At 69.8% G+C, this 23,126-nt stretch carries 23 protein-coding genes; 14 read left to right on the top strand and 9 right to left on the bottom strand.

The window, feature by feature from the left end; genetic code table 11:
* Window positions 1-37: 37 nt before the first annotated feature.
* Window positions 38-673, bottom strand: coding sequence for a hypothetical protein (locus tag IEZ21_RS00730; RefSeq protein WP_189319952.1), 636 nt, complete (start codon window positions 671-673; stop codon window positions 38-40).
* Window positions 674-763: 90 nt separating this feature from the next.
* On the opposite strand from IEZ21_RS00730, the gene IEZ21_RS00725 reads away from it, so the two are divergent.
* Entirely contained in the window at window positions 764-1,270 is a 507-nt protein-coding gene (locus IEZ21_RS00725; RefSeq protein ID WP_189319951.1) for a hypothetical protein, read from the top strand.
* Between the two features lie 254 nt (window positions 1,271-1,524).
* On the opposite strand, the gene IEZ21_RS00720 is transcribed toward IEZ21_RS00725, so the two are convergent.
* Both IEZ21_RS00720 and IEZ21_RS00715 read right to left on the bottom strand, forming a co-directional pair.
* Window positions 1,525-1,920: a nuclear transport factor 2 family protein gene (locus IEZ21_RS00720; protein ID WP_189319950.1), complete on the bottom strand. Its 396-nt coding sequence runs from the start codon at window positions 1,918-1,920 to the stop codon at window positions 1,525-1,527.
* 120 nt (window positions 1,921-2,040) lie between these two features.
* On the bottom strand, window positions 2,041-2,883 hold the full coding sequence (locus IEZ21_RS00715; protein ID WP_189319949.1) for a helix-turn-helix domain-containing protein: 843 nt from the start codon (window positions 2,881-2,883) through the stop codon (window positions 2,041-2,043).
* A 132-nt stretch (window positions 2,884-3,015) separates the two neighbouring features.
* On the opposite strand from IEZ21_RS00715, the gene IEZ21_RS00710 reads away from it, so the two are divergent.
* Window positions 3,016-3,153 (top strand): hypothetical protein, encoded by a 138-nt coding sequence (locus IEZ21_RS00710; RefSeq protein ID WP_189319948.1) that lies wholly within the window; start codon window positions 3,016-3,018, stop codon window positions 3,151-3,153.
* A 58-nt stretch (window positions 3,154-3,211) separates the two neighbouring features.
* Here IEZ21_RS00710 and IEZ21_RS00705 read toward each other — a convergent pair whose 3' ends face one another.
* On the bottom strand, window positions 3,212-3,811 hold the full coding sequence (locus IEZ21_RS00705) for a P-loop NTPase family protein (protein ID WP_189319947.1): 600 nt from the start codon (window positions 3,809-3,811) through the stop codon (window positions 3,212-3,214).
* A gap of 237 nt (window positions 3,812-4,048) precedes the next feature.
* Between IEZ21_RS00705 and IEZ21_RS00700 the strand changes: the two genes are divergently transcribed.
* The 10 genes from IEZ21_RS00700 (at window position 4,049) to IEZ21_RS00655 (ending at window position 15,858) form a co-directional block, all read left to right on the top strand.
* Window positions 4,049-4,402: a histidine triad nucleotide-binding protein gene (locus tag IEZ21_RS00700; RefSeq protein WP_189319946.1), complete on the top strand. Its 354-nt coding sequence runs from the start codon at window positions 4,049-4,051 to the stop codon at window positions 4,400-4,402.
* A 16-nt stretch (window positions 4,403-4,418) separates the two neighbouring features.
* Window positions 4,419-5,324 carry a ribonuclease Z gene (locus IEZ21_RS00695; protein WP_189319945.1) on the top strand — a complete coding sequence of 302 codons (906 nt, stop codon included), beginning with the start codon at window positions 4,419-4,421 and terminating at the stop codon, window positions 5,322-5,324.
* Between the two features lie 20 nt (window positions 5,325-5,344).
* Window positions 5,345-6,337, top strand: coding sequence for an adenosine deaminase (locus IEZ21_RS00690; protein WP_189319944.1), 993 nt, complete (start codon window positions 5,345-5,347; stop codon window positions 6,335-6,337).
* Between the two features lie 104 nt (window positions 6,338-6,441).
* Complete coding sequence (locus IEZ21_RS00685; protein ID WP_189319943.1) at window positions 6,442-7,554, top strand: carbohydrate kinase family protein; 1,113 nt, start codon at window positions 6,442-6,444, stop codon at window positions 7,552-7,554.
* 152 nt (window positions 7,555-7,706) lie between these two features.
* Window positions 7,707-8,759, top strand: coding sequence for a PhoH family protein (locus tag IEZ21_RS00680; protein WP_033320837.1), 1,053 nt, complete (start codon window positions 7,707-7,709; stop codon window positions 8,757-8,759).
* 13 nt (window positions 8,760-8,772) lie between these two features.
* Window positions 8,773-9,270 (top strand): rRNA maturation RNase YbeY, encoded by a 498-nt coding sequence (gene ybeY, locus IEZ21_RS00675; RefSeq protein ID WP_189319942.1) that lies wholly within the window; start codon window positions 8,773-8,775, stop codon window positions 9,268-9,270.
* The gene (locus tag IEZ21_RS00670) at window positions 9,267-10,574 is read left to right on the top strand and encodes a hemolysin family protein (RefSeq protein WP_189319941.1); all 1,308 of its coding nucleotides are present in this window, start codon (window positions 9,267-9,269) and stop codon (window positions 10,572-10,574) included. Before ybeY ends, IEZ21_RS00670 begins: the two co-directional genes overlap by 4 nt.
* Window positions 10,571-10,930: an MmcQ/YjbR family DNA-binding protein gene (locus IEZ21_RS00665; protein ID WP_189319940.1), complete on the top strand. Its 360-nt coding sequence runs from the start codon at window positions 10,571-10,573 to the stop codon at window positions 10,928-10,930. The genes IEZ21_RS00670 and IEZ21_RS00665 overlap by 4 nt, the downstream gene beginning before the upstream one ends.
* A 96-nt stretch (window positions 10,931-11,026) precedes the next feature.
* Window positions 11,027-15,469: a cation-translocating P-type ATPase gene (locus tag IEZ21_RS00660; RefSeq protein ID WP_189319939.1), complete on the top strand. Its 4,443-nt coding sequence runs from the start codon at window positions 11,027-11,029 to the stop codon at window positions 15,467-15,469.
* Window positions 15,470-15,510: 41 nt separating this feature from the next.
* Window positions 15,511-15,858, top strand: coding sequence for a cytidine deaminase-like protein (locus IEZ21_RS00655; protein ID WP_033320842.1), 348 nt, complete (start codon window positions 15,511-15,513; stop codon window positions 15,856-15,858).
* Between the two features lie 51 nt (window positions 15,859-15,909).
* On the opposite strand, the gene era is transcribed toward IEZ21_RS00655, so the two are convergent.
* Window positions 15,910-16,878 carry a GTPase Era gene (gene era / locus IEZ21_RS00650; protein WP_189319938.1) on the bottom strand — a complete coding sequence of 323 codons (969 nt, stop codon included), beginning with the start codon at window positions 16,876-16,878 and terminating at the stop codon, window positions 15,910-15,912.
* 116 nt (window positions 16,879-16,994) lie between these two features.
* On the opposite strand from era, the gene IEZ21_RS00645 reads away from it, so the two are divergent.
* Window positions 16,995-17,333 (top strand): P-II family nitrogen regulator, encoded by a 339-nt coding sequence (locus tag IEZ21_RS00645; RefSeq protein WP_033320931.1) that lies wholly within the window; start codon window positions 16,995-16,997, stop codon window positions 17,331-17,333.
* A 114-nt stretch (window positions 17,334-17,447) separates the two neighbouring features.
* Here the strand turns inward: IEZ21_RS00645 and IEZ21_RS00640 are convergent, their stop codons facing one another.
* From IEZ21_RS00640 to IEZ21_RS00625, 4 genes are all read right to left on the bottom strand, one after another.
* The gene (locus IEZ21_RS00640; RefSeq protein WP_033320843.1) at window positions 17,448-17,924 is read right to left on the bottom strand and encodes a hypothetical protein; all 477 of its coding nucleotides are present in this window, start codon (window positions 17,922-17,924) and stop codon (window positions 17,448-17,450) included.
* Between the two features lie 229 nt (window positions 17,925-18,153).
* The gene (locus IEZ21_RS00635) at window positions 18,154-19,500 is read right to left on the bottom strand and encodes a GH1 family beta-glucosidase (protein ID WP_189319937.1); all 1,347 of its coding nucleotides are present in this window, start codon (window positions 19,498-19,500) and stop codon (window positions 18,154-18,156) included.
* Window positions 19,501-19,546: 46 nt separating this feature from the next.
* Window positions 19,547-19,813: a protealysin inhibitor emfourin gene (locus IEZ21_RS00630; protein WP_189319936.1), complete on the bottom strand. Its 267-nt coding sequence runs from the start codon at window positions 19,811-19,813 to the stop codon at window positions 19,547-19,549.
* A gap of 63 nt (window positions 19,814-19,876) precedes the next feature.
* Window positions 19,877-20,944 carry a M4 family metallopeptidase gene (locus IEZ21_RS00625; RefSeq protein ID WP_189319935.1) on the bottom strand — a complete coding sequence of 356 codons (1,068 nt, stop codon included), beginning with the start codon at window positions 20,942-20,944 and terminating at the stop codon, window positions 19,877-19,879.
* Window positions 20,945-21,339: 395 nt separating this feature from the next.
* Between IEZ21_RS00625 and leuA the strand changes: the two genes are divergently transcribed.
* On the top strand, window positions 21,340-23,061 hold the full coding sequence (gene leuA, locus IEZ21_RS00620) for a 2-isopropylmalate synthase (RefSeq protein ID WP_189319934.1): 1,722 nt from the start codon (window positions 21,340-21,342) through the stop codon (window positions 23,059-23,061).
* The last annotated feature ends 65 nt before the right edge of the window (window positions 23,062-23,126 follow it).

Here is a 23,126-nt window from a genome sequence, read left to right as displayed (position 1 = left end):
CCTATGCAGCGGTCCTTTCTCCGGCCAGGGCTTTGGATCACTTGCCTGGGTGGCAGGAGCAGGTGGGGCTCGGGCGCACGGTGACGGTGGTGGTCACGGTGACTGTGACGGTGGGCCCGGGCTGCTCGTTCGGCGGGGTGGTCCCGTGGTCATCAGGCGGCGTCGTCTCGTGGTCGACGGGCGGGGTGGAGCCGTGGTCGTCGCCGGATGGCGTCGGGGCGGGGGCGGGGGTCGTCGGGTCGGCCGCATCGCAGTTCCCGAGCACATCCACCCTGAACCACTCCTTGCCGCCGACCCGGGCGGTCAGATCACCCCGTACACACTTCCCGTCGACCTCCTGCGTGACCTTCCCCTTGATCGTGATGTCCCGCCCGTCCTTGTCCTCGCCGACACAGTCGACGGTCGCCACACTCCGCGCGCTCGGCGAACCCCCGGCGGTCGCGGTCGCGCTGTCCCCGTACGAGGCCGTGCAGCTGACCCACCGCACATCGACACCCTGCCGCTCGAGCTCCTGGGTCCCGACCTGATCGGTGGTGATCGCTACAGCGGCGGAATTGATACCGTCCCCCGGCTCACACCCGACGACTCCCATGACGGCGACCACCGCGACCCCGGCCACGACCGGGCCGCGCCGCCCCCGTAAGCCATGCCGTATACGCCTCAATGCCCCCATGTGCGGCAGCGTGCCACCACATTCGGGGGCACGGTAGACCGCATGCGGCCACGCTCAGTACTGTCCGCGCAGCCGACCCAAGGGAACGGAATGAACCCCGCCGCCAAAGGCATTGCAATCGGATCCGCCCGACTGTCGATGCTCGTTGTAGCCATCGCCATTATCTCCGCCCCATGGATCGCCGGATGGACCCTCTCCACGTTCGTAATCTGGAATGCGTCCTTCGTCACCATTTTTTACGCGGTAAATCTCCTGCTGTTGCGGACCGCTGCACGATGGGACATCCGGCAGCAAATATCGCAAGGCGAACAAGTGCGGCTGGTGGTGGCAGTGCGCAGGATGGTTGGGCGATTACCCTTCTCCCTGCTTGGCGATGAGTTCGTTGTGGCATTTACTGACCAGCGGCTGCTCATTCAGCGACGCTCCACGTTCACTGGACGTCCGAGAGGGGCGCTGCACCTAGGCGAGCAAGTCACCTTTCTCCAGGGAAAGGTCCTCTCTATCGAGACAGAATCCGGCGTCAGAATCGACGCGCTGGTGCAGATGGCGCATCGACGCGACGTCGCTTATTGGATACGGCGGTGGCAGGACCGCTGACCGGGCACTGGCTCGCCCTTCGCAGTGTGGGTCGTCTGTGCGCCCAGTACGGCGGTCATGGCGTCCTGGCCTCCTGATGATGGCGATGGGCCCGCCCCGGGGCTCGACCTGTCCAGGTTTGGGAGACCCGGGGCGGGGCGGCGGCGTCGATCGTCGCGCCGTGGCTGATGAGGTGTTGGGCACTTCGCCCCGCCGCCCCCGCGCTCCGCTTCACTCGAGCTGGAACCTTCATCATCCGTGGGATCGACGCGAGGTTATCCGTCTGCCTCGGTGGCGTCCTCGACGTTGTCCAGGTAGAACCGCACCGATGCCAGCCGCCCGTCGCGGAGGCCATGGATGGCCGCACCACGAGCCAGGTACGGCACTCCGGCCTGCGTATTCCCGCGAATCTCCCACTCGCTCCAGATCCGGTCGCCGTCCACAACGGATTGCAGGACAGTCCCCACGAGGTCCGGAACGTGCGCGAAGAGTGCGCCCCAGTTCTTCCGGACGGTCTCGCGACCGACGAAATTCCGCTGGGGATGGAGCGGAAGCTCCGAGACGAAGTCCTCAGTGAAGCAGTCGACGAATTCGTCCAAGTCGTGCGCGTTCATCGCCTTTTCCATGCGCTGCAGGATTTCCGTACTGCTCACCGAGTTCACCGTCTCCATCAATGGGGAATCGCACTGTCGGACGCCGGTTCGACTCCTGATTTACGCCTTGGCGCCGACCGGCTCACCTTGTCGATCAAGGATGGCAACTGGTCTCGGGGATTAGCCTGGGCCAAACTGTCACACCTTCGAAGTCGGCCCGCGCCCTGAACCGCCGACGAGTTCCCTGAGCCGGTCGGCGTCGTCGGAACCCGGCTGTGCAGTGAAGATCATGGCCCGCAGGTCGCTGTCACGAACCGTCAACAGGTCGCAGTCCAGGGCGATGTCACCTGCCTCGGGATGACTGAGTACGGAACGGTCATCCTGGTGGGTAACGGCCCCCGCCCTGCTCCACAAGGTGGAGAACGAAGGACTCGTGCTCCGCAGCTCATCGATCAGGGCGGCGAGGGTGTCGTCCGCGGGGTAGCGCAGTGACGCGGTCCGAAGCTCGGCCGCCAGCATCGCTTCGAACCTGGCTGCCTGGTCGGCAGACCTGCGGACGCGACCGGAATCCGGGTTGAAGGCCCGCCACGCGATGTTCCGATCCCAGCTGTGTGACGTCTGCTCCCCGCACTGCAGCGCCTCCCATGCGCTGTTCCACGCGACCACCGTCCACGTTGCGTCGCAGACGCACACCGGCGTGCCCTCGAGACGCTCAAGCAGCCGTCGCGCGCCCGGCCCTATGTCACGAGGGACCGGTCCGTCAGCAGGGGCGTGCCCCGCCAGCGCACAGAAATGCTCGTACTCCGCCCGGTCCACGCGTAACGCCCGGGCGAGGGAGTTCACGACACTGGCCGACGGGTGGCTCCAGCCCTGCTCGAGCCGCCTGATGTAGTCCGCCGAGACGCCGGCCAAGTCGGCAAGTTCCTCTCTGCGCAGTCCGCGAGTGCGGCGTCGGCCTTTTGCGATGAGGGCAACCGCGGCAGGGTGGGTACTTTCACGCCGCTCCCGAAGTGCGGCACCGAAGAGATTGTGTTGCCTCATGGACCGAGTGTGGCTCACGAACGCTGCGCCACAGTACGGCGGTTGGCGCGCTCGGCTCGAAGCCCAGGCTCGCAGTGCCCAGCGCGGGGCGTCTGTGATCCACTCACCGATCGCAGCCAGGGAGCGGGCGCGATGGCGCTGGCGATCGGCGCCCTGACCGCGCGGGACTCCGCCGCGCGGTACGCGGCACTCGTCCTGCTCATCGCCCTCGTCATGACGGGCCACCTCGCACCTGCCGGACGGCGACCTGCCGTGATCCGGGCCCATTGACAAGGCTTGATCGAAGCAATCGGCCAGTCCCGCTCAATGTCCTCACTTGATTGCAGGTTCAATCGGAGGTGGGCGGCTTGGGGACGTCGGCACCGACTTCGCGCGCCGGATACATCTGCAGACTGCTCAGCCGGTGCGGCGGTTCGGCCTCGGTCGCCGCCTCGATGCGCAGGTCGGCGATGCGCGCGCGAAGGTACAGCGGTTCGGCCTGCACGTCAGCCAGGCCCTCGCGCAGTCGCTCGGCCACCGTACTGAACAGGCCGGTCACCCAGTCCGGCGGCACGAGGCTCAAGTAACGATCATCGAAGTGTCGGCGCAGCTCCTCCTCGTCGGGGGGTGTCCATCTCGGGGTGCCGGCCGCCGCGAAGCGCGACATCACCCATCGCACCTGCGTCAGGGCGTGGCTCGCCGGGTTTTCGGCCTCGATGCGTTCCTTGAGTGCGGTCCAGCTCGGCAGCCCGTGCTCGCGGGCGATGGCCAGCTGGGCTTCGTGAAGTGTCGTGAACTCCCCTGCGGAGAGGCGACGTTTCGCCTCGATCTTCAGGTACCGGAGGCTGGGCCGGTCAGGGAGATGGCGCGGTTGATCGGACAAGGCAGTCCTTCCTCGGCGCCCGCGGGTCCGCGACACCGGGCTGGAAGATCTGCCAGTGATCTTCATGTGCAACCGGTGAGCTTGCAGCTCTGCCCGCGGACCCAGAGGCGGCCGGGAAACCCGCCAGAACACGACCGTACACCGCCACCCCTGCGTTGAAAGCTATAGGGGCTGCGAGGACGGCGAGGAACTGCCGGGGGAGTGAGTGACGAGGGGCTTACGGCGAGGCCGTACACCCCCTGCCCGCCCCCGCCGGTCGCTACGATGCCGACGTAACGATCATCCAGCGTGAGGAGGCCGCGCATGACAGGGGAACCGCAGGACGACTGTCTGTTCTGCAAGATCGTCGCAGGGAAGGTGCCGGCGACCGTCGTCCGTGAGACGGAGACGACCGTTGCCTTCCGGGACATCAACCCGCAGGCGCCCACACACGTCCTGGTGATCCCGAAGGTCCACTACCGGGACGCCGCCTCGCTCGCCGCCGGAGACCCCGCGGCCCTCGCCGACGTGGTGCGCGAGGCCGGTGAGGTCGCGGCCGACGAGAAGCTGGACAGTTACCGCATCGTCCTCAACACCGGAAGCGGTGCGGGCCAGACCGTCTGGCACGTGCACGCCCACGTCCTGGGCGGCCGCGGCATGCAGTGGCCGCCAGGATAGGCCGGGACAACTCACCGTGTCCGTACGCGAATTGGTGATCCTCGGCACCGCCAGCCAGGTCCCCACCCGACACCGCAACCACAACGGCTATCTGCTGCGCTGGGACGGAGAGGGGCTGCTCTTCGACCCAGGCGAGGGCACGCAGCGGCAGATGCTGCGTGCCGGGGTCGCGGCCCATGACCTGCACCGGATCTGCGTCACGCACTTCCACGGCGACCACTCGCTCGGGCTCGCCGGAGTGATCCAGCGCATCAACCTCGACCGGGTGCCGCACGAGATCACCGCCCACTATCCGCGCTCAGGGCGGCACTTCTTCGAACGGCTGCGGTACGCCACCGCCTACCGCGAGAGCGTCCAGCTCACCGAAGCACCGGTCGCCGCCGACGGCGTACTCGCGGCCTCGAAGGCGTACACCCTGGAAGCCCGCAAACTCGCCCACCCCGTCGAGTCGTACGGCTACCGGCTCGTCGAACCCGACGGGCGGCGGATGCTGCCCGAGCGGCTCGCCTCGTACGGGATCAAAGGGCCGGACGTGGGGCGGATCCAGCGGGAGGGGGCGCTGGGCGATGTCACGTTGGAGGATGTGAGCGTGGTGCGGCGGGGGCAGCGGTTCGCCTTCGTCATGGACACCCGGCTGTGCGACGGCGTGTACGCGCTCGCGGAGGGGGCCGACATGCTCGTCATCGAGTCGACCTTCCTCGACGCGGACGTCGAACTCGCCGTCGAACACGGCCACTTGACCGCCGGTCAGGCAGGCGGAGTCGCCCGGGACGCGGGCGTACGGCATCTCGTGCTGACGCACTTCAGCCAGCGGTACGACGACCCCGATGAATTCGAGCGGCAGGCGCGGGCCGCCGGGTTCGAGGGGGAGCTGACGGTGGCGCACGATCTGCTGCGGGTACCGCTTCCGAAACGCCGGTGACCCGGTCGTACGATGCCTGAATGCCCCTGCCCAAAGCCGAACTGCACGTGCACATCGAAGGCACCCTCGAACCCGAGCTGGCCCTCGCGCTCGCCGCGCGCAACGGCGTCGAGCTGCCGTACGCCGATACGGAGGAGCTCCGCAAGGCGTACCAGTTCAGCGACCTCCAGTCCTTCCTGCATCTTTACTACGAGCTGATGGCCGGGCTCCGGACCGAGCGGGACTTCGAGGAGCTGGCCGACGCCTATCTCGCGCGGGCCGCGGCGCAGGGAGTGCGGCATGCGGAGATCTTCTTCGATCCGCAGGCGCACCTCGCGCGCGGCGTCGAAATGGGGACGGTGGTGGAAGGGCTCTGGCGGGCTCTGGGCCGGAGTGAGGCCGCGCACGGTGTCTCCACGCAGCTGATCATGTGCTTCCTGCGGGACGAGTCCGCCGAGTCCGCGATGCGGACCCTGGACGCCGCCAAGCCGTATCTCGACCGGATCGTCGGCGTCGGCCTCGACTCCGCCGAGGTCGGGCATCCGCCGGGGAAGTTCCGCGAGGTGTACGAGGCCGCCGCCGCGCTCGGACTGCGGCGGGTCGCCCACGCGGGGGAGGAGGGGCCGCCCGCGTACATCTCCGAGGCACTCGACGTACTCGGCGCCGAACGGATCGACCACGGGCTGAGCTGCATGAAGGACCCTGCGCTGGTCGAGCGGCTCGTACGGGAACGGGTGCCGCTGACGGTCTGTCCCCTCTCGAACGTACGGCTGCGCGCCGTCGACATCCTGGCGCAGCATCCGCTGCCCGCGATGCTCGACGCCGGGCTGCTGTGCACGGTCAACTCCGACGATCCCGCGTACTTCGGCGGCTACGTCGACGACAACTTCCACGCCGTGCACGAGACGCTGGGGCTCTCGCACGAGCGGCTGCGGGAACTGGCGCGGAACTCGTTCCTCGCATCGTTCCTCGAGCATGACGAGGAGCGGCGGGCGCGGTATCTCGCCGAGGTGGAGGCTTACACGTTCGAGTAGCGGAGCGTAGGGGAGCGGGACGCGCCCGCTCCCCTGCCGCAGGGCGGCTGTCAGTGCTGTGGTGCACACTGGCTGGAAATCGCACCACCTCAGGGGAGCGCACCGTGACCACGCCCCACGGAGAGGGCCCGTACCACCGCCACGCCGACGTCGATCCGCTCGCCGGGCTGCGCACACCCGGCGACCCGCCCTGGGACGTCTACCTCACGGGCACCGTCTTCCTGGACATCATCTTCACCGGGCTCGACTCCGCCCCCGTACGCGGCACCGAGTCCTGGGCACGTGGCATGGGCTCGAGCCCCGGAGGCGTCGCCAACATGGCGACCGCGCTGGCCCGCCTCGGCCTGAAGACCTCCCTGGCGGCGGCCTTCGGGGACGACCACTACGGGGAGTACTGCTGGGACGCCCTGGAACAGGGCGAGCACATCGACCTGTCCACGTCACGCACGGTGCCCCACTGGCACTCCCCGGTCACCGTCTCCATGGCGTACGAGGGCGAGCGGACCATGGTCAGCCACGGCCACGAACCGCCCCCGGAGGAGCCCGCGCCCGACTGCCCCCCACGCGCGCGTGCCGCCATCGCCTCCCTGACGCCGGGCACACGCGCGCCCTGGATCGCGCAGGCCGCGCGCAAGGGAGCCAGGATCTTCGCCGACGTCGGCTGGGACGACACCGGCAACTGGGACCTCGCCGCCCTCCCCGACCTGGAGCACTGCGAGGCCTTCCTGCCGAACGCCGAGGAAGCCATGCGCTACACGCGCACCCCCTGCCCCCGCGCCGCCGCCCGCGCCCTCACCGACCACGTACCGCTCGCCGTCGTCACCCTCGGCGCGGAAGGCGCGTACGCCGTCGACGGCCGCACCGGAGAGACCGCCGACGTCCCCGCCATAGCCGTCGAGGCCCTCGACCCCACCGGCGCCGGCGACGTCTTCGTGGCCGGCTTCGTCACCGGCACCCTGGCCGGCTGGCCCCTCGCCGACCGCCTCGCCTTCGCCGGCCTCACGGCAGCCCTCTCCGTGCAGGAGTTCGGCGGCTCCCTCTCCGCCCCCGGCTGGACCGAGATCGCCGCCTGGTGGCGCCGAGTCCAGTCGTACGACGACCAGGACCCGGCCGCGCTCAGACGGTACGCCTTCCTGGAGGCACTGCTCCCGGCGGACGCCAGGCCCTGGCCACTGCGGCGGGCGGTACCGACGATCGGGTTCCGTACGTCGGCGTGAGGGCGCGGATCCCCTTCCCATACCCCTCCGGTAACGGCCCCCGAAAACGCCTACGGCGTTGTCAGTGCTCCGACGTACCCTGGGCAGTGCAAAGGCAGTCAACTGACTGCGGACCCTGTCGAGGAGGACGAGCAAGGCCTACGAGCCGGCCCATGACTGACACACCCACAGCGCACAGCCCCGTCCAGGGCCAAGCGAAAGCGCAGTTCACCGTCCCGCCCAAGCACCCCATGGTGACCGTGCTGGGCTCAGGAGACGCCCTCCTGCGCGTGATCGAGAAGGCCTTCCCGGCGGCCGACATCCACGTCCGGGGCAACGAGATCAGCGCGGTCGGCGACGCCCGCGAGGTGGCCCTCGTCCAGCGCCTGTTCGACGAGATGATGCTGGTGCTCCGCACCGGACAGCCGATGACGGAGGACGCGGTGGAACGCTCGATCGCCATGCTGAGGGCAAGTGAGGACGGGAACGGCCCGGAGGAGACCCCGGCCGAGGTACTTACCCAGAACATCCTGTCCTCGCGCGGCCGCACGATCCGCCCCAAGACCCTCAACCAGAAGCGGTACGTCGACGCCATCGACAAGCACACCGTCGTCTTCGGCATCGGCCCCGCGGGCACCGGCAAGACCTACCTCGCCATGGCCAAGGCGGTCCAGGCCCTCCAGTCCAAGCAGGTCAACCGCATCATCCTGACCCGCCCGGCGGTAGAGGCGGGCGAGCGGCTCGGCTTCCTGCCCGGCACGCTGTACGAGAAGATCGACCCGTACCTGCGCCCCCTCTACGACGCCCTGCACGACATGCTGGACCCGGACTCGATCCCGCGGCTGATGGCGGCGGGGACGATAGAGGTGGCGCCCCTCGCATATATGCGGGGAAGGACGCTTAATGATGCTTTTATCATTCTGGACGAGGCTCAGAACACCAGCGCCGAGCAGATGAAGATGTTCCTCACCCGGCTCGGGTTCGACTCGAAGATAGTGATCACCGGTGACGTCACGCAGGTCGACCTCCCGGCGGGCACGAAGTCCGGTCTGCGTCAGGTCCAGGAGATCCTGGAGGGACTCGACGACGTCCACTTCTCGCGGCTGTCGTCGCAGGATGTCGTACGGCACAAGCTGGTCGGCCGTATCGTCGACGCGTACGAGAAGTACGACAGCGAGAACGGCACGCAGAACGGCTCTCACAAGGGCCGTGACAAACGGAAGTAGACCAAGCCCGATCATGTCGATCGACGTCAACAACGAGTCCGGAACCGAGGTCGACGAGCAGGCGATCCTCGACATCGCCCGTTACGCGCTCGCGCGGATGCGTATCCACCCGCTCTCCGAGCTCTCGGTGATCGTCGTGGACGCCGATGCCATGGAGCAGCTCCATATCCAGTGGATGGAGCTGCCGGGACCGACGGACGTGATGTCCTTCCCGATGGACGAGCTGCGTCCGCCGTCGAAGGACGGCGACGAGCCGCCGCAGGGGCTGCTCGGTGACATCGTGCTCTGCCCCGAGGTCGCCGAGCGGCAGGGCAAGGAGGCGGCGACGCAGCACTCCATGGACGAGGAGCTTCAGCTCCTCACGGTGCATGGGGTGCTGCATCTGCTCGGTTACGACCATGAGCAGGCGAACGAGAAGGCCGAGATGTTCGGTCTGCAGGCCGCCATCGTGGACGGCTGGCGCGCGGAGAAGGGCCTGACCGGCCCGTCCCCGGCCCCGACCGTGTCATGAACCCCCAGATCGTTCTCGGTGCGACAGCGCTGGTCGTCGTGGCCTGGCTCGCCGCCTGCGCGGAGGCGGGCCTCGCCCGCGTCTCCAGCTTCCGCGCGGAGGAGGCCGTACGCTCCGGCCGCCGCGGCAGCGCCAGGCTGGCCCAGGTCGCCGCGGACCCGACCCGCTATCTGAACGTCGCGCTGCTCGTGCGCGTCGCCTGCGAGATGGCCGCCGCGGCGCTCGTCACGTACGCCTGCCTGATGGAGTTCGACGAGACCTGGGAGGCCCTGTCGATCGCGATCGGGGTGATGGTCCTCGTCTCGTATGTCGCGGTCGGTGTCTCCCCGCGCACGATCGGCCGCCAGCATCCGCTGAACACGGCGACGGCGGCGGCGTACATCCTGCTGCCCCTGGCGCGCGTCATGGGCCCGATCCCGCCCCTGCTGATCCTCATCGGCAACGCGCTGACGCCCGGCAAGGGCTTCCGCCGTGGCCCGTTCGCCTCCGAGGCCGAGTTGCGCGCGATGGTGGACCTCGCGGAGAAGGAGTCGCTGATCGAGGACGAGGAGCGCCGGATGGTGCACTCGGTCTTCGAACTGGGCGACACGCTCGTGCGGGAGGTGATGGTGCCGCGTACGGACCTGGTGGTCATCGAGCGTTACAAGACGATCCGGCAGGCGCTGACGCTGGCGCTGCGGTCGGGTTTCTCGCGTATCCCCGTCACCGGGGAGAGCGAGGACGATGTCGTGGGGATCGTGTATCTGAAGGATCTGGCCCGTAAGACGCACATCAGCCGGGACGCGGAGAGCGAGCTCGTCTCGACGGCGATGCGCCCTGCGGCCTTCGTACCGGACACGAAGAACGCGGGCGATCTGCTGCGCGAGATGCAGCAGCACCGCAACCACGTCGCCGTCGTCATCGACGAGTACGGCGGCACGGCCGGCATCGTCACCATCGAGGACATCCTGGAGGAGATCGTCGGCGAGATCACGGACGAGTACGACCGTGAACTGCCGCCGGTCGAGAACCTCGGCGACGACCGCTACCGCGTGACGGCACGCCTGGACATCGGCGACCTCGGTGAGCTGTACGGCTTCGAGGCGTACGACGACGAGGACGTGGAGACGGTGGGCGGGCTGCTCGCCAAGGCCCTGGGGCGGGTGCCGATCGCGGGCGCCTCGTCGGTGGTGTCGCTGCCGGACGAGCGCGGGCTGCGGCTCACCGCGGAGACCGCGGCGGGCCGCCGGAACAAGATCGTGACCGTGCTGGTGGAGCCGATGGGTCCGGCGGAGCCGCCGGAGGAGGAGAAGAAGCCGGAGTGACCCCTGAGGAACTGCGTAGCTTCTGCCTGTCCTTCAACGCGGCGGTGGAGGACTTCCCGTTCAACCCGGAGTTGTCCGTCTTCAAGGTGCTGGGCAAGCTGTTCGCGCTGACGAGCCTGGACGCCCGCCCTCTCACCGTGAACCTCAAGTGCGCCCCGGAGGACGCTGTGCGTCTGCGGGGCGAGTACCCCGGGCTGATCATCCCCGGCTGGCACATGAACAAGCGGCACTGGAACACGGTCACGGTGGACGGGGAGCTCCCGGACCGGCTCGTACGGGAGCTGATCGAGGACTCGTACGACCTGGTGGTGGCCGGTCTGCCGCGTGCCGAGCGGCTCCGCCTGGACCGTCCCTGAGGATCTCGCCTGGATGACCACCCGAGTTGCGGGCACTCGGACGGCGCGAACGGCGCTGTCACGAGAGCGCTGTCACGAGAGGTGGGGAGCCGTGCGATGGGTCTGGGACTGCTGTTGACGACGACTCCTTCGGTCGGCGGTTTCGTGTCGGCGGGGCCTCGGCTGCTCGCGCGGGGGGTCGCGCCCGTGGTGGGCGCGGCTGCCGCAGCAGTGGCGGGCACGGCGCGGGCCGGCGTACGGGGCGTGGATTCCGCGGTGCGGGTCGGGCGCGTCGCCCGTAACGCGTTGCCCGGCGGTTCGCCCCACTGGCGGTCCGGCACGCGGGCGCACCTCGCGCTGAGGCCGTCCGCGGCGGAAGGGGCGCGAGGGGAGGACGGGAGGGAGCATCGGGCGCGACGGGTGGCCGCCGCGCTGGCGGAGCGGCCGGACGTGGCGTTCGCGTACTGGGACGGTGGCCTGGCGCGGCTGGTGGTGGTCGCCACCGAGGAGGCGCTCACCGACCGGGTGGTGGAGAAGGCGACCGCTCTCGCGGCCCGGCACGGACTCGCGTCGTCGGACGAGTCGGTGGAGGAGTTCACGCATCCGGGCGACCCGTCCGGAGTACGGGCCGCCGCGGCGGCGGTCGCCATCGACGCCGTGGGTACCGGAGCCGCGCTGATCGCGAGCGCCCTGCGCCTGCCGCCCTCGCCCCGGCTGGTGACCGCGGTGGTGACACTGCTGCGCGAGAACCCGCGCTTCCGTGGCCTGCTGCGCGCCCGGCTCGGCCGCTCCCGGATGGACCTGGTGCTGGCCGCGGCGAACGCGGCCGCCCATGGCGCGGGCCAGTCGCCGACCTCCCTGCTGCTCGACGGGGCGCTGCGCGCCTGCCAGCTGGCGGAAACGGTGGCGCGCCTGGCCGCCTTCGACGCGGTCCACGACCAGGTGTGCACGCCGGAGCGGGTCAGCGCGGCGGCGGACCATATCCCACGCCCACCGCTGCGGACCTCCCCGGCTCAGGAGTACGCCGCCCATGCCTCCGCCGGCAGTGTGGCGGGCGCCGCGGCGACGCTGCTGGTCAAGCACGACGGTGCGGAGGCGGCGGAAGCGGTCCTCGCGGGCTCGCCGAAGGCCGCGCGCTACGGGCCTGCTGCTTTCCACGCCGTGCTGAGCGGCGCGCTGTCCCGCACTGGCGTGCTGGTGCGCGACCCGGAGCGGCTGCGGCAGCTGGAGATGGCCGACACGGTCGTCCTGCATCCGAGCGCGCTGCGTACTCTGGGCGCGGGGGCGGATCCGTGGGCCGAGACCGTACTGGACGCGGCTCGGCGCGCCGGGCTGCGTGTCGTGGTGGTGGACGATCCGGCGGATTCCGCGCTGAGTGAGTTCACGAGTCTCGCCGACCAAGTCGTGGGCGGTGACCGCCCGTTGAGCGAGGTGGTGAGCGGGCTGCGGGAGGGGGACGGCACCGTCGTCACGGTCGCCCGGTTGCTGTCGGCCGACGACAGCGACGTACTGTCCGGGCTGCTCGGCGGTGACGTGGCCGTCGCTCTCGCGGACCAGGAGGGCACAGTCGTGTGGGGAGCGGACGTCGTGGCCCTGCACGGTCTGGCCGATGTGTGGCGGCTGCTGACCGCCGTGCGGGCTGCCCGCGTGACCGGCCACAGGTCGCAGACGCTGGCCCGGTCGGGCGCCGCGCTGTCGGGCCTGCTGGTGGCCGTCGGCGAGTCCGGGCGGGGACGCCGCTCGCCGTTGTTGCCCGGCTTGCGGCATGCACCGGTCGACGCCGCGGCGGCGGTGGCGCTGCTGTCCGGGGCGCGAGCGGCGCTCGGCGTCGCGGTGACCCGGGCCCCGCACCCCCGTCCGCGGGTGGCCTGGCATGCGCTGGAACCGTCGGATGTCCTGTCCCGGCTGGAGCGTGAGCCGCACTCCGAGCCGAGTGCCGTCGAGCAGGCGACCGCCCAGGTGCGTGAGGCGGTGGCCACCGTCGGCCGTCATCCCGTCCTGGCCCCGGCGCGGTGGTCGCTACGGCTCGCCCGGGCCGTGCGCGGTGAACTGGACGATCCGCTCACCCCGGTGCTGGCGGTCGGTTCGGCCGCCTCGGCCATCCTCGGCTCCGTCGTGGACGCCCTGCTGGTCGTGGGCGCGCTCGACCTGAACGCGCTGGTCGGAGGCGTACAGCGGCTGCGAGCCGAGCGGGCGCTGTCCGGGCTGCTCGCGGGGCAGAAACAGAAGGCACGCGTGACGGACCGGACGGAGGGCGGCCCGTTCGCCGAAGCACCTGCCACATCCGCCGAGGCACACATCGTCGACGCCGCCAAGCTCGTCCCCGGCGATGTGATCGAGCTCCAGGCGGACGATGTCGTGCCCGCCGACGCCCGCCTCCTGTGGGAGGACGGCCTGGAGGTGGACGAGTCCGCGCTGACCGGCGAGTCCCTGCCTGCGGACAAGCAGACGGACCCGACTCCGCGAGCTCCTGTGCCCGACCGCGTTTGCATGGTGTTCGAGGGCACGACCGTGGTGGCCGGACATGCCCAGGCCGTCGTGGTGGACACCGGCGACCGTACCGAGGCGGCCCGTGCGGTCTCCCTCGCCGCTCGTACCCCGCCGTCCGGCGGCGTGCAGGCCAGGCTGCAGGAACTCACCCGCAAGGCGCTGCCGTTGACGCTGGCGGGCGGGGCGGCGGTGACGGGTCTTTCGCTGCTGCGCGGCACGCCGATACGCCAGGCGGTGAGCGGCGGTGTGGCGGTCGCCGTGGCAGCGGTCCCCGAAGGCCTGCCGCTGGTGGCCACGGTGGCGCAACTCGCGGCGGCCCGGCGGCTGAGCCGCCGCGGCGTCCTCGTCCGCACCCCGCGCACGCTGGAGGCGCTGGGCCGCATGGACACGATCTGTTTCGACAAGACGGGCACCCTGACCGAGAACCGGCTGCGGCTGGTGCGGGTGACCGACGCCGACGGCATGTCCCACACCCTGGACGAGGCGGAGTCCGGGCACACATTGCGCGACGCGGCGCGTGCCTGCCCGCGCCTGAACGGCGACTCCACCCGGCCGGCGCACGCCACCGACGAGGCGGTCCTGGACGCGGCCGGTCCCGATCCGGAGTGGACGCAGACCGAGGGCCGCCCGTTCGAGGCCGCCCGCGGGTACGCCGCCGCCGTCGGCCGGGCCGCGGACGGCTCACCGGTGCTCGTGGTCAAGGGCGCCCCGGAGACCGTCCTGCCCGCGTGCCGCGACCTCCCCGGCCATGCGTCCGAGGCGGCGCAGTCGCTGGCCCGCGACGGACTGCGGGTCCTCGCGGTGGCCGGGCGCCCGCTGGCGGAGGACGAGGAGGCGACGGACGTACTCGAAGAGCCCCTTGCCGAGCTGGAGTTCACCGGCCTGCTCGCGCTGGCGGACGTGGCGCGCGACACGTCCACCGCCCTCGTACACGGTCTGCGGCAGGCGGGCGTACGACCCGTCATGCTGACCGGCGACCACCCGCAGACCGCCCGGGCGATCGCCGCCGACCTGGGCTGGCCGGACGACACGACCGTGGTCACGGGCGACGAACTGGCGGCCGCGGACCGGTCGGCACGGTCCCGGATGCTGCGCGACGCGAGTGTGGTGGCCCGTGTCGCACCCGAGCAGAAGCTCCAGGTCGTCGAGGCGTTGCGGGACGCGGGCCGGGTGGTCGGGATGGTCGGGGACGGCGCCAACGATGCCGCGGCCATCCGCGCCGCCGACGTCGGCGTGGGCATCAGCGCCCGTGGCTCGGCGGCCGCACGCAACGCGGCCGACATCGTCCTCACCGACGACGACCTCACGGTCCTCATCGAGGCGGTCACCGAAGGCCGTGCGCTGTGGCACGGCGTCGCCGACGCCATCGCCATCCTGATCGGCGGCAACGCGGGAGAGGTCGGCTTCGGCGTCCTCGGAACCCTCCTCTCGGGCGCGGCCCCGCTCTCCACCCGCCAGATGCTGCTGGTGAACCTGTTCACAGACCTGTTCCCGGCGATGGCGGTGGCGGTGACGCCGCAGGAGGAGGCCTCCGCGGCGGAGGGCGACGGCACGACACCGGCCGAGGGGGAACGTACGGCATCCGGGGAGGCGGAAGGCGGCGCCGGTCCGGGCAGCGAGCCGCTCGGTGCGTCGCTTCTCGGCGCGCCGCTGATCCGCCAGATCCGCCACCGTGCCCTGACCACGTGCGTGGGCGCGACGGCGGCCTGGCTGGCCGGCCGCTTCACCCCCGGTACGGCCCGCCGCTCCACGACGATGGCTCTGTGCGGCGTGGTCGGTACGCAGCTCGCCCAGACCCTGGCCGACCGCCGCGACAGTCCTCTGGTCCGCGTCACGGCCCTCGGCTCCGCCGCCGCTCTCGTCGCCCTGATCCAGACGCCGGGCCCCAGCCAGTTCTTCGGCTGCACACCTCTGGGCCCGGTCGCCTGGGGTGGCGTCGTCGTGGCCATAGCGCTCGCGTTGGCGGGGCAACGGGCCTTGCCGCGCCTCGAAGAGGTGGTCCTCCGGCACGGGCCGTCCGGCGAGGCGTGGGCGAGGTGGGCAAGGGCTGTGCATCCCGTGGCGGGGTAGGTGCGCGTTCTTGTCCTGCCGGCTCTTCGTATGCTCAGGGCATGACCGACACCCTTGATCCCGAGGACCGCAAGATCGTCACCCTGGCCCGTTCCGCGCGGGCGCGCAACGGTGTGCCCGAGGGGGCGGCCGTACGGGACGAGACCGGCCGTACGTACGTCGCCGGAACCGTTGCCCTGGACTCCCTGCGGCTCAGTGCCCTGCAGACTGCGGTCGCCATGGCCGTGGCGTCGGGGGCGAAGTCGCTGGAGGCGGCGGCGGTGGTGAGCGAGGCGGAGTCCTTGGCGGACGGCGACCTTGCGGCTGTGCGGGACCTTGGCGGGGCCTCTACGCCGGTGTTGCTGGCGGGGGTGGACGGGGCGGTGCGGGTGTCGGCGACGGCTGGGTGAGGGGTTTTCCTCCCCCAAGCCCGCCCCTTCCCGAGGCCAAGGGCTCCGCCCTCAGAACCCCAGCTTCCGCAACTGCCGAGGATCCCGCTGCCAGTCCTTCGCGACCTTCACATGGAGGTCGAGGAAGACCGGCGTACCCAGCAGCGCCTCGATCTGCTTGCGCGACTTGATGCCGACTTCCTTCAGGCGCTTGCCCTTGGGGCCGATGATGATGCCCTTCTGGCTGGGGCGCTCGATGTAGACGAAGGCGTGGATGTCGAGGAGGGGACGGTCGGCGGGCCGGTCCTCGCGGGGCAGCATCTCCTCGACCACGACCGCGATGGAGTGGGGCAGCTCGTCGCGTACGCCCTCCAGGGCGGCCTCGCGGATCAGCTCGGCCACCATGACCTGCTCGGGCTCGTCCGTGAGGTCGCCCTCCGGATACAGGGCGGGCCCCTCCGGCAGCAGAGGCACGATCAGATCGGCGAGCAGATCCACCTGCTTGTCCGCGACCGCCGACACCGGCACGATCTCCGCCCACTCGAAGCCGAGTTCCTTGCCGAGCAGGTCGATGGCGATGAGTTGCTCGGCGAGGGTCTTCCCGTCCACCAGGTCGGTCTTCGTGACGATCGCGATCTTCGGCGTCTTCTTGATCGACGCCAGTTCCTTGGCGATGAAACGGTCGCCCGGCCCCAGCTTCTCGTTCGCCGGCAGACAGAAGCCGATCACGTCGACCTCGGCCCAGGTGGTGCGGACGATGTCGTTGAGCCGCTCACCGAGCAGGGTGCGCGGCTTGTGCAGCCCTGGGGTGTCCACCAGGATCAGCTGCGCGTCCGGCCGGTGCACGATGCCCCGTACCGTGTGCCGCGTGGTCTGCGGCTGGTTGGCGGTGATCGCCACCTTCTGGCCGACCAGAGCGTTCGTGAGGGTGGACTTGCCCGCGTTCGGGCGGCCCACGAAGCAGGCGAAGCCCGCGCGATGGGTGGCCCCGGAGGATTCCGGCGGCTCGGGTGACTGGGTACGAACGCTCATGCCGCCCATTGTCCCTGATCATCGGAGTCCCGCCGCACGTGCTCACGTTCGCATGCCCGGACCTTCGCGTCCGAACCCTCACGGGCCTTACGGTGCACGCCGCGCCCTCTTACGATCACGGGTTCATGAAGCTCATCATCGCGATCATCAAGCCGTACCGCCTCGACGAGGTCAAGACCGCGCTCCAGGAGCTCGGCGTCCAGGGCCTGACCGTCACGGAGGCCAGCGGCTACGGGCGTCAGCGCGGGCACACCGAGGTGTACCGAGGGGCCGAGTACCAGGTCGACCTCGTCCCCAAGGTCCGTATCGAGGTCGTCGTCGACGACGCGGACGCCGACGCCGTCACCGATGCGATCGTCCAGGCAGCGCGGACGGGGAAGATCGGCGACGGCAAGGTGTGGATGCTGCCGGTGGAGACGGTGGTGCGGGTACGGACGGGGGAGCGCGGCCCGGATGCGCTCTGAGGCGCCGCGTCATCGGCATCTCGCCGGCTGATCGGTGCCGTCTGCGCGCGGACGGCACCGATCACCACGTACGGAGTTGTGCGGGGCGTACGTAACTTGCTGTGGGGCTTGGGTTTACTCGAACACGAACGGGCCGGGCGACTGCGGTGCCTGGGCGGTGCACGTGATGCCGATCCCGATGACCGTCAGGTCCAGGGAGCCGCCGAACGTCTCAAGGCTGTCCCCGGCGGCGACCGTGCCGGTCAGGGGCCCGACGGTGACCCCCTCACCGGCGGCTATCGCGGGGTTCTCGGTGCCGGTGAACGTGGTGGTGCCGCCGCTCGCCTTCACCAGGGTGAGCGAGGCCTGGATGGAGTCCTCGCCGAGGGCGATCGGCGAGGTGATCTCGGTGGAGCTGACGGTGATGGTGGCGGAGGTGCCGTCCTGCGTGGCGGTGAGGGTGGCCTCGCCGCCGCCGAGGAGGCTGCATTCCGCGTTGATGGTCGCCGACTGCGGGACCACCGCGGCGGCGCTGGGGGCCAGGACGAAGCCGGTCATTGCGAGGGTGCCGGCCGCGACGGCCGCTCCGATTCCGATCCGCTTGCGTCTCATGAATTCCCTTTCCTTGGTGGGGAGTTGCCATGTGGGAACGGTTGACGGACCGCCCACGGGTGGGGCGCGAAATGCTGCGCGGGTGTCAGATCTGACGGTCCGTCGGAAAGAGCCGAGGTCTATTGAGGCCTGAGTGGCGCGTGTTGGCAAGAGATGCGGAAGTGATTCTTCCGAGGGTTGGAGGAAGTGGCCGAAGGAAGTCGACGATTGCCCGAAAACGGGCTCTGTCTCAGGGCTGTGTGCGCAGTACGTCCCGCAGCCACCCGTACGACGCCTTCGGTGTCCGCTCCAGCGTGTCGAAGTCCACGTGCACCAGCCCGAACCGGCGTGCGTAGCCTTCCGCCCACTCGAAGTTGTCCAGCAGCGACCACACGAAGTACCCGCGTACGTCGACGCCCGCCTCCAACGCCCGGTGCAGCGCCCGGAGATGGCCGTCCAGGAACGCGATCCGCTCCTGGTCGTCGATCCCCTCGTACGAGCAGCCGTTCTCGGTGATGACGATGGGCGGGAGGCGGTCGCCGTAGCGGTCACGGAAGCTGGTCAGCAGCTCCGTCAGCCCTTCCGGGGCCACGGGCCAGCCGAAGTCGGTGACCGGATACCCCTCGATCTCCCTTACGGAGAAGGGCAGTTCGGCCGGAAGCGTGAAGCCGCCGAACTGGATGTCGGCGCCCTGAGGTGCACCCACCCTGGTCGGTGCGTAGTAGTTGATGCCGTACCAGTCCAGCGGCTCGGCGATCACCTTCAGGTCGGCGTCGACGTCCCCGGGCATCAACTCGCCCAGTCCTTCCGGGTACTGGCCCAGCAGGACAGGGTCGGCGAACAGCCGGTTGAGGAGCAGGTCGTAGAAACCGGCGGCCTCCACATCGGCTGCCTCGTCGGACGCGGGCCACGTCGGGCCGTGCGAGTTGGCGATCCCGATGTCCGTGACTCCGGCCGCGCGCAGGGCCCGTACGGCCAGGCCATGGGCCAACAGCTGGTGGTGGGCGGCGGGGAGGGCGTCGAACATCAGTTGCTTGCCGGGTGCGTGGGTGCCGAGGGCGTGGCCCAGCAGGGTGTGTTCGGCGGGCTCGTTGAGGGTGATCCACTTGGTGATCCGGTCACCGAGGCGTTCGGCGACGACGGCGGCGTACTCGGCGAAACGCTCGGCGGTGTCCCGGTTCAGCCAGCCGCCTTCCTTGTCCACGGCGAGCGGCAGATCCCAGTGGAAGAGCGTCGGAACGGGTCGTATGCCCGCCGCCACCAGCTCGTCCACCAGCCGGTCGTAGAAATCGAGGCCGCCGGGGGAGAGCACACGGGGCCAGGAGATCGAGAAGCGGTACGCGCCCACGCCCAGGTCGTGCAGGAGTGCGACGTCCTCGGGGTAGCGGTGGTAGTGGTCGCAGGCCACCGCGGCCGTCGAGCCGTCCTTGATCCGCCCCGGCTCTTCCGTGAAGGCGTCCCACACGGAGGGCTCGCGCTTGTCCGCGGCACCCTCGATCTGGTGGGCAGAGGTGGATACGCCCCAGAGGAAGCCATCCGGGAACTGGGGGACGGGGTTGGTCGCGCCGCGCGCATCACTCGCCATGCACCGGATCATCCTTACCGGCGGTAACAGAAGTCAACAGTCCGGCGTGAACTGCCCGTTACGCGCCCTCCTTCAACACCCATGAAATCAGCTTCCGTTGCTCCTCCGTCAAGCGGGGATCCGAGCAGTACACCGTCTTTCCGTCGACGGTGATCTGATAACTGAAGCCGTCCGGAACCCCGATCGGGGGTGTCTGACGGCCGGCGGCGACGGCCTGCTTCGCCAAGTCGTGCCACTCCTGGGCATCGGCCCGCCCCGCCGTCTCCACCGAGGCGTGACGGTCGATGCCCGCGAATCCGCCTGTGCGCTTCACCTGGATACGCATGCTTCCTGTCTAGTACGAAAGCGCCCGCCCGGCCACTCCGGGTCCGCGCCCCGTGTCCCGCGCTCAGGCCGTGAGCACCCCGACCTGCTCCCACGCCTTCGTGACGGCCTGGAGTTCCTCACCCTCGCCGTACGTGGCACGGGCCTGCGCCAGGGTCAGGTTCGCGAAGTCGGAGAAGTTCGCCTCGGAGTCCAGCTCGCCGCCGGTCAGTACGTCGTACCAGATCTGCCCCGCACGCTCCCAGGCGTTGCCGCCGAGGGCGGTCGCGGTGAGGTAGAAGGCGTGGTTGGGGATGCCGGAGTTGATGTGGACGCCGCCGTTGTCGCGGCCCGTCTGCACGTAGTCGTCCATCGTCGCGGGCTGCGGGTCCTTGCCGAGGACGTCGTCGTCGTACGCCGTGCCCGGCTCCTTCATGGAGCGCAGCGCCTTGCCGGTGACGCGCGGCGCGAGCAGGCCCGCGCCGATCAGCCAGTCGGCGTCGGCGGCACTCTGGCCGAGCGTGTACTGCTTGATCAGCGCGCCGAACACGTCCGACATCGACTCGTTCAGGGCGCCCGGCTGGCCGAAGTAGGTGAGGTTCGCGGTGTACTGCGTGACGCCGTGGGCGAGTTCATGGCCGATGACGTCGACGGGGATCGTGAAGTCGAGGAAGATCTCGCCGTCACCGTCGCCGAAGACCATCTGTTCGCCGTTCCAGAAGGCGTTGTTGTAGTCCTCGCCGAAGTGCACGGTCGCGTTGAGCGGCAGGCCCTCGCCGTTGATCGAGTTGCGCTCGTACGCCTTCAGGAACAGGTCGAAGGTCGCGCCGAGGCCGGCGTACGCGCGGTTGACCGTGGCGTCCTTGCCGGGCTTGTCGCCCTCGCCACGCACCTTTTTGCCGGGCAGGTCCTGCTTGTGCCTGGCGTCGTGGATCGTGCGGTTCGGCTGGTCGGCGAGGGCCTCCGGCGGGGCGAGGGTGGGTGCGCCGATGACCGTGGTCAGGCGGCGGTGGGTGCGCTCCAGGGCGTCGCGCTCCAAGGTGCGGCGGGCGGGGCCCGCGAGGGCGGGGTCATCGGACCGGGCGAGGGTGTCGAGGACGTGGGGCGGCACGATGGTGCAGAAGGTGGGCTCGAAGCCACGGTTCGCGGTCATGACCGCACCTTTGCACTGAGTGTTTTTGGTGTCACCAGGCGCAACCATGATTGATGAAATGTGGGGATTTGGCGCCGTGGGGGTCGGGTGTTGTGTTACGGGTGTGGGTCCGTTGTGGCTGGTCGCGCAGTTCCCCGCGCCCCTAAAAGGGGCGCGCTTCAGCGGGACTCTGTGACCTTGTGCACCTTTTGTGTGGTACGTCTTCCGGTCCCGCATACTGATACGAACCCTCGCTCGGAGTCGGCCTCCGCTAGCATTCCTCGCATCATGCGTTTCGGGCTGCTTCTCCTTAGCTGCCGCGGCGAGGGCCTGTAGTCGAGGCCGACCCCCTCCCCGCGGAGTCTGGCGTTGCGCCGTCGGCCGTCCTTCCGGACACCACGAGGAGCCCACGCATCATGGCGAACCGCCAGCAGCCCACGTCCATGCCGATCCACAAGTACCGCCCGTACGACCAGGTCGACATCCCCGACCGCACGTGGCCGGACAACCGGATCACCGTCGCCCCCCGCTGGCTCTCCACGGACCTGCGCGACGGCAACCAGGCCCTGATCGACCCCATGTCGCCCGCCCGCAAGCGCGAGATGTTCGATCTGCTGGTGAGGATGGGCTACAAGGAGATCGAGGTCGGCTTCCCCGCCTCCGGGCAGACCGACTTCGACTTCGTACGCTCGATCATCGAGGAAGAGGGCGCGATCCCCGATGACGTCACGATCTCCGTACTGACCCAGGCCCGCGAGGACCTGATCGAGCGGACCGTCGAGTCCCTGGTCGGCGCGAAGCGCGCCACCGTGCACCTCTACAACGCCACGGCGCCCGTGTTCCGCCGGGTCGTCTTCCGCGGCTCGAAGGACCAGATCAAGCAGATCGCGGTCGACGGTACGCGGCTGGTGATGGAGTACGCCGAGAAGCTGCTGGACGAGCGGACCACCTTCGGCTACCAGTACAGCCCCGAGATCTTCACCGACACCGAGCTGGACTTCGCCCTGGAGGTCTGCGAGGCCGTCATGGACGTCTGGCAGCCCGGCCCGGACCGCGAGATCATCCTCAACCTGCCCGCCACCGTGGAGCGTTCGACCCCCTCCACGCACGCGGACCGCTTCGAGTGGATGAGCCGCAACCTGTCGCGGCGCGAGTACGTCTGCCTGTCCGTGCACCCGCACAACGACCGCGGTACGGCGGTCGCGGCGGCCGAGCTGGCGCTGATGGCCGGCGCCGACCGCATCGAGGGCTGCCTGTTCGGGCAGGGCGAGCGCACCGGCAACGTCGACCTGGTCACACTGGGCATGAACCTGTTCTCGCAGGGCGTCGACCCGCAGATCGATTTCTCCAACATCGACGAGGTCCGGCGCACCGCCGAGTACTGCAACCAGATGGAGGTCCACGCCCGCCACCCGTACGTCGGCGACCTCGTCTACACCTCCTTCTCCGGCTCCCACCAGGACGCCATCAAGAAGGGCTTCGACGCCATGGAGGCGTCCGCGAAGGAGCAGGGCAAGACGGTCGACGACATCGAGTGGGCGGTCCCGTACCTGCCGATCGACCCGAAGGACGTCGGCCGCTCGTACGAGGCGGTCATCCGCGTCAACTCGCAGTCCGGCAAGGGCGGTATCGCGTACGTCCTGAAGAACGACCACAAGCTGGACCTGCCGCGCCGGATGCAGATCGAGTTCTCGAAGATCATCCAGGCGAAGACGGACGCCGAGGGCGGCGAGGTCACGCCGAAGGCCATCGGGGAGATCTTCCGGGACGAGTACCTGCCCAACGCCGAGAACGCCTGGGGCCGTATCCAGCTGAAGAACGGCCAGTCCACCACCGACAAGGACGGCGTGGACACACTGACCGTCGAGGCCGAGGTGGACGGCGTCGAGACCACCCTGGTGGGTACGGGGAACGGCCCGATCTCCGCGTTCTTCCACGCACTGCAGGGCGTCGGCGTCGACGCACGCCTGCTGGACTACCAGGAGCACACGATGAGCGAGGGCGCCTCCGCGCAGGCCGCCTCGTACATCGAGGTCGCGATCGGCGACAAGGTGCTGTGGGGGATCGGCGTCGACGCGAATACGACACGCGCCTCGCTGAAGGCGGTCGTCTCCGCGGTCAACCGCGCGGCCCGATAAGCCCGTTCACCTGCCTTTCTCCGGCCCCGTCCGCCACTTCGGCGGGCGGGGCCGCCGCGCGATAA

It is taken from the genome of Streptomyces flaveus (assembly GCF_014647675.1).
In the GTDB taxonomy this organism is placed as follows: Bacteria; Actinomycetota; Actinomycetes; order Streptomycetales; family Streptomycetaceae; genus Streptomyces; species Streptomyces flaveus.
Note: the sequence above shows the minus strand (reverse complement) of the source record. Positions and strands in the feature narration are given on the sequence as shown.